This is a genomic window from Mycobacterium sp. (assembly GCF_035506235.1).
Classification (GTDB): domain Bacteria; phylum Actinomycetota; class Actinomycetes; order Mycobacteriales; family Mycobacteriaceae; genus Mycobacterium.
In genome coordinates this window covers 1-10,653 of record NZ_DATJPU010000144.1, presented here as the reverse complement: position 1 = coordinate 10,653, position 10,653 = coordinate 1, and the positions used below count along the sequence as shown (strand labels likewise).

Sequence of the window (10,653 nt, the reverse complement as noted above, 5' to 3'; positions counted from 1 at the left end):
CGGGTCTCGTGTTCGAGGCGCTCCAGCAACGCCAGGCGCTCGGGAGTGGTCAGCGCATCATAGGAATGCTCGAGAACGCGTGACACCGCCGCGCGCAGCGCGTCGAAGTCCTCCTGGACGTCCTCCCGCGTACCCGAACCCATGTTCGAAACACTACGGACGCCCACCGACACACATCCCTACGCTGTGACCACTGAAACAACAGTGACACAAGGGATTACAGGACATCGGGCCGGGACGGGCGCATACACGCCCTAACCGGCACCGGCCGCGTTCCGGGCCGCGATGTAGCCGTACACGAGCCCCTGCGCGATCGTCGCACCCGCGCCGGGATAGGTTGTGCCAAACGCGTTTGCGGCGGTGTTGCCGATGGCGTAGAGCCCGGCGATCGCCGAGCCGTCTTCGCGTAGCACGCGCGCCGCCGCGTCGGCCTTGAGCCCGCCGCACGTACCCAGGTCGCTGAGAACCATTTTTACCGCGTAGAACGGGCCGTTCACCAACGGACGCAGGTTGGGATTCGGCTTGATCGTCGGGTCGCCATAGTAGCGGTCGTAAGCGCTGCGCCCCCGGCCGAATTCGGGATCCGCACCGGCGGAGGCGTTCTCGTTGAACCGGGTCATCGTCTGCAAGAACTCCGGCACCGGAACTCCCATCCGCGCGCCCAGTCCGCCCAGGCCGTCGGCGCGTACCGCGATGCCCGCGTCGTACCACGCCTGCGGGATGCGCATCCGCGGAAATAGCTGGGCGCCAAAGACATAGCTATTGCGGTATTGCTGGTCGAAGACGATCCACATCGCTTCGACGGGAGTGCCGGACCGCTCCAGCTCGAGCAACCGCTGGCCGAACGTCATGTAATCCGCCGACTCATTGGCGAACCGGCGGCCGTGCTGGTTCACGATCAGGCAGCCGGGGAGCGACCGTTCGGCCAGCATCACCGCCGGCGCCTTGCCGGGCAGTGGCGCGACGGCGGGAAACCACCACGCCTGCTCCATCAAACCGATGTCGGCGCCGAGTTCTTGGCCCGCGCGGATCCCGTCACCGGTGTTGGATTCGGCGCCCAGGCTCAGGTGGGGGCCCAGCGACTCTGATTGGAACTTCCACCGCATGTCCATGCTGTGGTCGAATCCGCCGGTGGCCAGCACCACACCCCGACGGGCACTGATCCTCACCTCGCGTCCGCCATGGTCCACGACCGCGCCGGTCACGCGCTCACCGTCGCCTTCCAGGCGCAACAGCGCGGTGTCGGTCCACACCGGGATACCGGCGCGCAGCACACCCGCGAACAACCCGGCCGTCAGGCCCTGACCGCCCGCCGCGTAGCGCCGGCCGATCAGCCGCCCGCCAAGCCCCTGCGCCAGCCGCTTGCCGAACGTGGGAATGCCCTTGTGCGGCACGCGCGCCACCAGGTTCATCCACCGGTAGTCGGCGCCCGTCGTCGGTATCGAAAAGCCGGCCTCCAGCACGCCGGGCCGAAGCCGGGTGCGGTAGTCGCCGAGGATCGAGGTGTCGAACGGGTGACATTCGCAGGTACGGCCCGCCGCGGTGCCGCCGGGTTCCTCCGGGTGGTAGTCGGAGTAGTCGCGGGCCCAGAACAGCCGCAGCGGCGTCGTCCGGCGCAACATGTCGACCGTCGCGCACACCTGGGACACGAATTCGGTTGATCGCTGCGGGGGAGCCGACCCCGCCACCACCGAGCTCAGGTAGGCGGCGGCGCGGTCAGTCGTGTCGTCGGATCCGGCCTCCCGCAGCACGGGGCTCGCGGGCAGCCAGAGCGCGCCGCCGGACCGTGCGGTCGAACCGCCCACGTACGACGACTTCTCGACGATCAGCACCGAAAGCCCGAGTTCATGCGCCGCCAGCGCCGCGGCCATGCCGGTGCCCGAGCCCACCACCAGCAGATCCACGGTGGTGTCGGCGACGCGAAGGCCGGCAGGGATCGTCGTGCTGTGCGGGGCCACGTCCAGCACCGTATGCCGGGGCGGCGGGGAAAGAGAAGTCTCGTCCTGATCAGTGGAACAGCTAGCCCCCACCCGCCCGGCTCCCGGAGTTAAATCATGCGTATGGTGGACCGCTTCGAGTTTGAGCTTGATACCACTCGCCCCTACGAGGCGTGGATGAAAGAGGTCGAGCCTAACTTGGCCGCCGAGGCGGCGGGCTCGGTGTGACGGTGGTCAGCCTCGACAACCGCCTCGTAGATGCCCATGAAGCCGGTGGCGTGCCGCAGCTGCGGCGCGCAAGTGCTGGCCCGAAAGAGCAGCCGGAACCAGACCAGTGTGCAGTGGAACGCCGACGCGACGGCTCGGTGCGCCGAGCGCGCCGAAGCCCAGCAGATATCGGTGCCGGGTAGCCGGGGTATTTTCCTGGCGTGCTCGGCGTTGAGCGAGCCGATCCTGGATGCGATGCGGCGCGGTGAGTTGTCTATCGTCGACGAAACGATCGGCGCGGCAACCTAGTTGCGTGTCGGAGTGCCCACCGGTTCACGGCCGAGAAGCACCTCATGTTTTGCCCGCCTCGCAGCGACGATAAGGCTGCAGCGCGTTAAGCGTGCATGCGGATTTGTCGCTGTGAGGCGGACAGAAAGCGTGTCCTCCATCCGGGAGACGCATGTGACAGCTGTGATTGATTACCTCCGCAGCGCCGGCGGCCGTTGCGATGCAAGAACATTCGTGCGTTCCGCCATCGCATCCGCAGCTGATGGCTCCGTGAAGAGGTAGAACCTGCCCTCGGCAGCCCGCTCGAAAATCGTTGCGGCGGCTGTCAGTGGATCCATCGCCGCGGCCTTGACGGCAAGCATGGCCGAGCGCTGCTGTTCGGCGGCTGCGGTGCCCGCAGCATCAGACGCCTCGACGCCACCCGCAGACTCGAAGATGTTGGACACCACCGCTCCCGGCAGCACCGCCTGCACGTGGATGTGATGGTCATGTCCGGCCGACTGAACATCGAGATACAGACACTCGGTCAGCGCGAGAATCGCGTGTTTGCTCATGATGTAGGGCCCCTGCAATGGAATCGCGAGCACTCCGCCAACCGACGACAGGTTCCACACCCAGGCCTGCTCCGCGCTGGCCATCATCTTCGGCAGGAACGCCCGCACCCCGTGAAACACCCCACTGACGTTGATGTCAACGACGCGTCGCCAATTCGCCACGGGTGTGTCCCACAGGTACCCGAACTGTTCGACTCCGGCGTTGTTCACCAGCAGCCGCACCGGACCGACGTCGCGGTAGGTCCGGTTGGCAAGGTCGCGCACGGCGTCCGGATCGCGCACGTCGCACACGACGTCTGTCGCCGCACCCCCCGCAGCGCAGAGCTCGTCGCGCAACGCCGCGATGGCGTCGGCGTCAACGTCGGCGAGGACGACCGTCATTCCCAATGCGACCGCGTGACGGCTCAGTCCCGCGCCGATGCCCGCACCTGCCCCGGTGATGACTGCGACGCCCCCGGAAAACGGGTTCACGCGTACTGCAGCACGGGACGCAACGGCCGCGGCGGCTGCAGTGTCGGGCGCGGGCCATCTTCGACGGTGCGCCAGATGCCCATAGCCGTCATCCGCACCGGTGCGGTCAGTCGTTGATCGAACATCATGCGATTCATCGGACCGCACACCGACACCGCCGCCACGGCCGCGCCGGGGTCGCCGATCGGCGCGGCGACGCAACCGAATCCGAGCAGCGACTCCTCACGCTCAAAGGCGACACCGCGGGCCCGCACCCTGGCCAGTTCCGCAGCGAGCTGCGCGCTGCCGGAGACCGAGTACTTCGTCTTGCGGACCTGCAGGTCGACCTCGGCATCCTCGTCGCGGTAGGCCAAAATCGCCTTGCCGACCGCCGTACAGTGCGCGGGCTGACGACCGCCCACCCGGGTGGGGACCCGCTCGTCGCCTATCTTCTCCAGGTAGACGACGTCCGGTCCGTCCAGCACCGCGAGGTGCACGACAAGCCCAGTGGCGCGGTGTAATTCGCCCAGCAGCGGGGCGGCCGCACGCACCAGGGGGTCTTGGTGCACGGCCAGCGAACCGAGCTCCACGAGCCGCATGCCGAGCTCGTAGTCGCGGCCGTTGCGGCGCAGCCAGCGCAGTTGTACCAGGCGCTCGAGCATCCGATGCGCCGAGGACCGTGGCAGACCGGTCCGGCGGACAAGCTGGGCCAGCGTCAGCCGTCCGGGTCCGTCGAATGCGTCGAGAACCAGCGCGATGCGGTCGATGACGGCCGTGGGGGTAGACGATTCGACGGGCGCTGACATGTGTCCTCCCACGGCGGAGTGTATCTGGCCGACATATTCCTATTAGGAACGTAGCGGCTGGCGAGCAGACGGAAAAGCCCCCGACACACCGAGCGTGCGGGGCCTTTCCGTCTGCTCACGCAAAGAGCCTCAGCCGTTGGCCGCGGACCGGCCCGCGCGGCGGCCGTAGAAGCTGCCGTCACCGAGGGAGACGCCGCTCGCGTAACCCCATGCGGCCAGTCCGGCGGTCGAACGGCCCGCCGCGAAAAGCCCCGGGATGGGCTCACCGCTGACGTGCAGCACCTCCGCGTCCAACGTGGTGGCCAGCCCACCCAGGGTGAAACCGCCGGTGTTCTCCCGCAAATCGATGGCACCGACCGGCGAACCGATCGGCCGCAACCACTCCGGCTTCTTGTGCAGGAGCGGATCCTCGCCGCGAGTGGCGCCCTCGTTGTAGGCTGCGACGGTCGCCTGCAGCGCACCGGGCGCCAGCCCCATGTCGCGTTCCAGGTCGGCCACCGTGTCGGCCACCCAGGTCGGCTGCCGCAGCATGAACTTGGGCGACCACGAGGCCATCGCCTCCTGCTGCGCGTCGTCGTCGATGATCAGGAACGCGATGTTGTCCTGCTGATACAGGGTGAGCTGCCCGATCCGGCCGGGGTAAGTGTCCTCGGGGACGTAACGCTGCCCGCGGCCGTTGACCAGGATGCCCCGCACGAGTTGCTGCGGGTCGATGAAGATCGCGACCTCGGTGGCGTCCATGTGGGCCAGGTCGGCGCCCAGCGCTTGCGCCATCCGGATCGCCTGCCCGTCGTGCTGCTCGATGGACGCGGCCGGACGGCCGGCGATCCGTGGCGCGTAGCGCGCCACCATCGCGTCGTTGTAGGCGAAGCTGCCCGTCGCGAGCACGACCCCGCGGCGCGCGCGAAAGGACATTTCGGTGCCGTACCGGCGGGCCCGGATGCCGACAACCCTGCCGTCGGAGTCGACGATGAGGCGTTGCACGCGCACGTCGTACAGCGCCCGCGCACTGGCCGCCGTCGCCGTCTCGACGAGCGGCTTCATCAGCATGTAGCCCGCGCTGGCCTCGCCCTGCTTCTTGTTCGACATCTGCGGGACGTGGCCGCGGGGGGCGGGCGTGGCAATCGTGTTGAAGGGGTAGGCGTTTTCGCCGCCGCTGTACATCAGGCCCTGGTCGCCCATCGGTTCCCAGCCCGGTTCGGAAAAGAACTCCGCCTTGAACGGCACGCCGCAGCCGACGAGCCAGTCGAAGTGGGCCACGCTGCCGTCGCAATAGTCGGCGATTCGGTCCTCGTCGGCGCCGGGGCCCATCGCGACGTTGAGGAAGGCCGCCATGTTCTCGACGGAATCGGTGAAGCCACAAGCCTTTTGCAGCGGCGTACCGCCGCCGAGGTAGATGAAGCCGCCGGCCATCGCGGCCGCGCCGCCCCAGGACCCGGTGCGCTCCAAGACCAGCACGTCGGCGCCGGCCCGGGCCGCCTCCACCGCCGCGGCGGCCCCGGCGACACCGTAGCCGGCGATGACGACGTCGGCCTCCTGATCCCACGACGCGATCGAGGACGCCGGGATGGGGGTGACGTCCCGGTCGTCTGTCATGGCTTCATCGCGGCGGGCAAATCACCGACCCACTGATGACCCCAGTAGCTGTCGGCGGTGATTTCCTCTGCGGTGTAATAGGTTTCGTCGACGCGCATGCCGTCGGTGCCAAACTCGATATCCCAGTCGCCGGGTGCCCGGACGTAGAACGAGACCATTTTGTCGTTGGTGTGCCGCCCCAGGGTGGACGACAGCTGGAAGCCCTCGGCGTTGACGCGGTCCAGCGCCTGACCCACCGCGTCGAGGCTGTCGACCTCCACCATGATGTGGACCAGGCGCGGATCGCGCTGATGCATCGCGGGGACGATCGCCATGCTGTGGTGGCGCTCGTTGATGCCGAGGAAACGGACCCGCACCGGACCGAACTCTTTGGGCAACGGCACGCGGAACGCGCCGCGTGAACGGAAACCCAGCACCTCGGTGTAGAAGTCGAACAGCCCGTTGGGATCCATCGCGGGCACCACGACATGGCCCATGCCCTGATCGCCTGTGACGAACTTCGCGCCGAACGGCGTGATCACCGGGCTGTGGTCGAGTACCGCGCCGTGAAACACCTCGATCGTGGTGCCGGCCGGGTCGTCGAAGGTGATTACCTCTTCCACCCGGCGGGTCTCGGCGTCTTCGGCGGACAGCTGTTTGAACGGCACCCCGGCCCCGTCGAGTGTTGCTTTGACTCGTTGCAGGGCCGGGCGGTCGCGCACCTCCCAGCCGATGGTGAGCACCCGGTCGGTCTCGCCGGGAACGACGATGAGCCGGGCCGCGCGCTCGTCCATCCGCAGGTAAAGCGCCGCGGGATCGGGCCCCTTGCCTTCCGCGAAACCGAGGACACCGAAGGCGAACTGGCGCCAGCGGTCGATGTCGTTGGTCGAAATGGTGATGTAGCCAAGGCTTTTCAGGTCACTCACGGCTACTCCTAGATCAGGGCCCGCAGCGGGCCCTCGGGCGGATCGATGCCCAGGGAACTCAGCGCCGACGCGTGGTAGGTGGTGCCGGGGACGTGGATGGCGTGCAGATGGCCGACGTGCACGTCGCGCCAGTAGCGCTGCAGCGGCTTGTCCATTCGCGCCGCGTTGCCGCCCGAGCGGGCGAAGATCTCGTCGACGGCGGCGACCGCGCGCCATACGGCGCGAACCTGGGTGCGGCGACCGGCCGCGCGGTCGGCGAAGGACACCTCCTTGCCGGACGCCACGATGTCGTAGATGCGGTCGGCGTTGGCCAGCAGCTCCTGGCGGGCCGCATTGATGTCGGCCGCGGCCTCGCCGATCGCGTGCATGACGTAAGGGTCGTCCTTGATCGCGGTTCCGGTGGCGCCGACTCGTTCCCGTTGGTAGTCCAGGTGCGCGGCGAGCGCCCCCTCGGCGATGCCGATGGTGGCCGCCGAGATGCCCAGCGGGAACATCGTCGACCACGGCATCAGATACAGCGGCTCGGTCATGCCGGCCTCACGCTGGGCGGTGCCGTCCATCACCTTGGTCGCGTCCATGGTCCGGTAGGCGGGAACGAACGCGTCCTTGACGATGATGTCCTTGGAGCCGGTCCCGCGCAGCCCCACCACATTCCATGAGTCCTCGACGATCTCGTAGTCCTTGCGCGGCAGGATCATGTGCAGCATCTGGGGCGGCATCAGTGGGATGCCCTGTTCGTTGCCGAGCATCGCGCCCAGGATGATCCAGTCGCAGTGGTCGGTGCCCGAGCTGAACTGCCACCGGCCGGTGAAGAGGTAGCCGCCGTCGACCGGCTTGGCCACCCCCTGCGGCGCGTAGGGGGAGGCCATCCACGTGTCGACGTCGTCGGCCCAGACCTCGGCGGCCACTTTGGGATCGGCGTAGGCCAGCTGGTAGGGGTGCACGCCCACCACGCCGACGATCCAGCCGGCGGCCGGATCCAGTGCCGCGGTGGCCATCACGGTCTCGGCGAACTCGCGCGGGTGGACCTCGAACCCTTGGTAGCTCTTGGGCTGCAGCAGCCGGATCAGGCCGGCCCCCTTCATCAGCTTGACGGTGTCGTCGGTGAGGCGGCCGAGCCGTTCGGCTTCGGCCGCCTGGTCGCGCAACTGATCCGCCATGGCGACCACTCGATCAATGACCCGCTCGCTCATCTTGTCGTCCTTACGTGTGGGGGCTTAGTAATGGTCTACCGCAGTCCGCGCCAAACCCGAAGGCATTCCCGGTGAGCGGACGAAAATGCGGATCAGGTGAGGAGCAGGAGCCATGACCGATATTGACGACTTGACGGCCCGGCTGCGCCGGCTCGAGGACGACCGCGACATCCGGCAGTTGATCGCTTCCTACGGCCCGGCGGTGGACGCCGGGGACGCGGATGCGGCCGCGCGGCTGTGGGCGACCGACGGCGTCTATGACGTCGACGGCTGGCGCATGCAGAGCCGGGCAGACGTCCACGCCATGATCAGGTCGGAGGCCCACCAGAATCTGGTGGCCAAGGGCTGCAGCCACTTCCTCGGGCCCTGCGTCGTCACGCTCGACGGCGACGAGGCGGTGGCCGTCTGTGAATCGCTGGTGCTCGTCCGCGACGGCTCGGAAAAGGGGGCCTACCGCGTGTGGCGGGCAACCGCTCACCATTTCGCGCTGAGGAGGATCGACGACCGCTGGCAGATCACCACCCGCACCAGCCGAGTCCTCGACGGCAACCCCGATGCGCATGCGTTGTTGACGAAGGGCCTGGCGGGTCGCTAGCACTGATGGCGGCGACCCGCTTCGCCCGGCGGCGCCGCGCTTGCGATCGCCGCTCTAGCCCTGATGGCGGCGACCCGCTTCGCCCGGCGGCGCCGCGCTTGCGATCGCCGCTCTAGCGGGACAGGAAGCCGAGGACCGTGCTTTCGAACGCCTCCTTGGCCTCGATCATCGCCCAGTGCCCGGAGTTGGGGAAGATGTGCAGTTCCGCGTTGGGAATGGTGCGCATCGGGATCAGCGCCATATCCGGCGGGCTCACCCTGTCGTCTCGGCCCCAGGTGAGCAGCGTCGGCGCGGCCAGCTTGTGCATGACCGCCCACGGCTGCGGCCGGTCGGAGGCCGCCATCGCGGCGTTCATCGCGGCGAACGCCGCCTTGCCATACATCCGGCGCGCGGCGGCCAGGGTCTCCGGGTCGGTCGCCGACTGCCAGCGTTCCTCGATCAGTTCCTCGGTGACCAGGGACTGGTCGTACACCATCGATTTCAGCCAGTCGACGAGCCGTTGCCGGGTCGGGTCCTCGACGAACTCCTGCAACAGCCGGATCCCCTCGCTGGGGCTGGGGCTGAAGATGTTGGTGCCGATTCCGCCGATCGTCACCAGACGGCCGACGCGGTCCGGATTGCGGATGGCGTAGTTGATGCCGACGCCGCCGCCCATCGAGTTGCCGACGATGTGTACCTTCTCGATGCCGAGCGCCTCCAGCAACGGCGATACGGCGCCGAATGCGTCAACCATCGGGTGGCCGCCGAAGTCGTCGCTGACCCCGAAACCCGGAAATTCCAGGACCAGGCAGCGGAAGTGCTCGGCGAACGTGGGCAGAATCCCGCGGAAGTTGCGCCAGCCGGTGACGCCGGGGCCGGAGCCATGCAGAAAAAGAAGCACCGGACTGGAATCCTCGCCGCACTCGCAATAGCGCAAAGCGCCTTTCGGGGTGCTGATTTCGCGCAGGTCTTGCTCGACGGTCGATTTAGCAGTGTTGGCCACGGATGCCACCCTGCCATGCCGTCGCGTCCAGCGGGAGCGGTGTTCCGCCCATCGGCCGGCCCTCGTCTACAGTCTTCATCCATGCGCTTGCTGGTCACCGGTGTTGACGAATCCGGGCGGTCGTGCGCCGCGCGGGACGCCACCGTCGCAATGCAAGGCGACGCCGGTCTCGGCGGCATCCTCTATTCGGTGCTCTACGCGGCGCCGTCCCTTCCGTCGATTTCGTCTGGCGGTGGGCGATTCGCGAAGCTTCTCGACCTGGTCGTGGCGCCCGGCGCGCTGCGCTGGACGGCGATCGACTACGCACCCGGTGCCGAGTTCTCCATGCACCACACGGACACCGTCGATTTCGACCTGGTGCTCGCGGGCTCGGTGGATCTGATCCTGGACGACGGGACGCACCGGTTGGCGGTCGGCGACAGCGTGGTGGTCACCGGCGTCGACCACGCCTGGCTCGCCGGTCCGCAGGGGTGCCGGCTCAGCGTCCTGACGATCGGGGCGTCGCCGCCGAACGTGTAACTACGGCGACGACACGCCGATGCCGGTCGCCATGACTACACGTTCGGCGCCGGCCGGGCCATCGTCGAGTCCGGGGCCGCCCAATCCGTCGACACCTTCCGATACTTGATCAGCCAGGTGCCACCGTCGGGCACCAGGACGTCGCGATAACGGCCGAAATGATCGAGCCCGATCTGGGTGACCACGGTGAAGTAGGACGACACCCGCGCCTCGTCGGGCGTGAGACCGGTGAACAGCACGTTGGTGACGATGTGCCGGACTACGGGCTTGAAGTCGGCGCGGGCGGCGACGCTCCCGGTGATGCCGCCGAGGAAGGACGCGATCTCGGCCCGCCCGCGCCACGGCTGCGACCCGCGAATTTCGAGGATGCCGTCCGCGCAGAACGTTTCGGCAAGGCCGTCGGGCCGGCCGGCATCGCCCAACCAGTTGTAGCGCGCGAGCGTGTCACGGATCTGCTCACGGGCGACCAGTTCCCACATCTCCACCGGCGTGAGCCTAATAGCGCTATCTGACGAGATAAGGCCGGAAACCGCGTTGCGCCGGCGCCGGCGTGACGCCGTTCAAGTCGAAGACCGCGATGAGGGCACGCAACAAAGCGGGGGACCAGTCGTCGAACGGTTG

General features: G+C 68.0%; 11 protein-coding genes. 3 read left to right on the top strand and 8 right to left on the bottom strand.

Annotated features, from left to right (window positions below; genetic code table 11):
* Nucleotides 1-254: 254 nt before the first annotated feature.
* Complete coding sequence (locus tag VMD50_RS13850) at nt 255-1,958, bottom strand: 3-ketosteroid-delta-1-dehydrogenase (RefSeq protein ID WP_325428321.1); 1,704 nt, start codon at nt 1,956-1,958, stop codon at nt 255-257.
* 237 nt (nt 1,959-2,195) lie between these two features.
* On the opposite strand from VMD50_RS13850, the gene VMD50_RS13845 reads away from it, so the two are divergent.
* Nucleotides 2,196-2,453 carry a ferredoxin gene (locus VMD50_RS13845; protein ID WP_325428320.1) on the top strand — a complete coding sequence of 86 codons (258 nt, stop codon included), beginning with the start codon at nt 2,196-2,198 and terminating at the stop codon, nt 2,451-2,453.
* A 170-nt stretch (nt 2,454-2,623) separates the two neighbouring features.
* Here VMD50_RS13845 and VMD50_RS13840 read toward each other — a convergent pair whose 3' ends face one another.
* The 5 genes from VMD50_RS13840 to VMD50_RS13820 form a co-directional block, all read right to left on the bottom strand.
* A complete protein-coding gene (locus VMD50_RS13840; protein WP_325428319.1) occupies nt 2,624-3,457 on the bottom strand; it encodes an SDR family NAD(P)-dependent oxidoreductase in 834 nt (277 codons plus the stop codon).
* Nucleotides 3,454-4,242, bottom strand: coding sequence for an IclR family transcriptional regulator (locus VMD50_RS13835; RefSeq protein ID WP_325428318.1), 789 nt, complete (start codon nt 4,240-4,242; stop codon nt 3,454-3,456). The genes VMD50_RS13840 and VMD50_RS13835 overlap by 4 nt, the downstream gene beginning before the upstream one ends.
* Before the next feature lie 129 nt (nt 4,243-4,371).
* Nucleotides 4,372-5,838, bottom strand: a complete 1,467-nt coding sequence (locus tag VMD50_RS13830; protein WP_325428317.1) for an FAD-dependent oxidoreductase — start codon at nt 5,836-5,838, stop codon at nt 4,372-4,374.
* Complete coding sequence (gene bphC / locus VMD50_RS13825; RefSeq protein WP_325428316.1) at nt 5,835-6,743, bottom strand: biphenyl-2,3-diol 1,2-dioxygenase; 909 nt, start codon at nt 6,741-6,743, stop codon at nt 5,835-5,837. Before bphC ends, VMD50_RS13830 begins: the two co-directional genes overlap by 4 nt.
* Nucleotides 6,744-6,751: 8 nt before the next feature.
* Nucleotides 6,752-7,936: an acyl-CoA dehydrogenase family protein gene (locus VMD50_RS13820; RefSeq protein ID WP_325428315.1), complete on the bottom strand. Its 1,185-nt coding sequence runs from the start codon at nt 7,934-7,936 to the stop codon at nt 6,752-6,754.
* A gap of 112 nt (nt 7,937-8,048) precedes the next feature.
* On the opposite strand from VMD50_RS13820, the gene VMD50_RS13815 reads away from it, so the two are divergent.
* Nucleotides 8,049-8,531 (top strand): nuclear transport factor 2 family protein, encoded by a 483-nt coding sequence (locus tag VMD50_RS13815; protein WP_325428314.1) that lies wholly within the window; start codon nt 8,049-8,051, stop codon nt 8,529-8,531.
* 112 nt (nt 8,532-8,643) lie between these two features.
* Here the strand turns inward: VMD50_RS13815 and VMD50_RS13810 are convergent, their stop codons facing one another.
* Nucleotides 8,644-9,513, bottom strand: coding sequence for an alpha/beta fold hydrolase (locus tag VMD50_RS13810; RefSeq protein WP_325428313.1), 870 nt, complete (start codon nt 9,511-9,513; stop codon nt 8,644-8,646).
* An 81-nt stretch (nt 9,514-9,594) separates the two neighbouring features.
* On the opposite strand from VMD50_RS13810, the gene VMD50_RS13805 reads away from it, so the two are divergent.
* Complete coding sequence (locus VMD50_RS13805) at nt 9,595-10,032, top strand: cupin domain-containing protein (protein WP_325428312.1); 438 nt, start codon at nt 9,595-9,597, stop codon at nt 10,030-10,032.
* Nucleotides 10,033-10,067: 35 nt separating this feature from the next.
* Here the strand turns inward: VMD50_RS13805 and VMD50_RS13800 are convergent, their stop codons facing one another.
* Nucleotides 10,068-10,517, bottom strand: a complete 450-nt coding sequence (locus tag VMD50_RS13800; protein ID WP_325428311.1) for a nuclear transport factor 2 family protein — start codon at nt 10,515-10,517, stop codon at nt 10,068-10,070.
* Nucleotides 10,518-10,653 lie beyond the last annotated feature (136 nt).

Coding starts and splice junctions, on each gene's coding strand:
- VMD50_RS13805 (WP_325428312.1), top strand. CDS start 9,595: ATGCGCTTGCTGGTCACCGGTGTTGACGAATCCGGGCGGTCGTGCGCC.
- VMD50_RS13815 (WP_325428314.1), top strand. CDS start 8,049: ATGACCGATATTGACGACTTGACGGCCCGGCTGCGCCGGCTCGAGGAC.
- VMD50_RS13835 (WP_325428318.1), bottom strand. CDS start 4,242: ATGTCAGCGCCCGTCGAATCGTCTACCCCCACGGCCGTCATCGACCGC.
- VMD50_RS13845 (WP_325428320.1), top strand. CDS start 2,196: ATGCCCATGAAGCCGGTGGCGTGCCGCAGCTGCGGCGCGCAAGTGCTG.
- VMD50_RS13830 (WP_325428317.1), bottom strand. CDS start 5,838: ATGACAGACGACCGGGACGTCACCCCCATCCCGGCGTCCTCGATCGCG.
- VMD50_RS13820 (WP_325428315.1), bottom strand. CDS start 7,936: ATGAGCGAGCGGGTCATTGATCGAGTGGTCGCCATGGCGGATCAGTTG.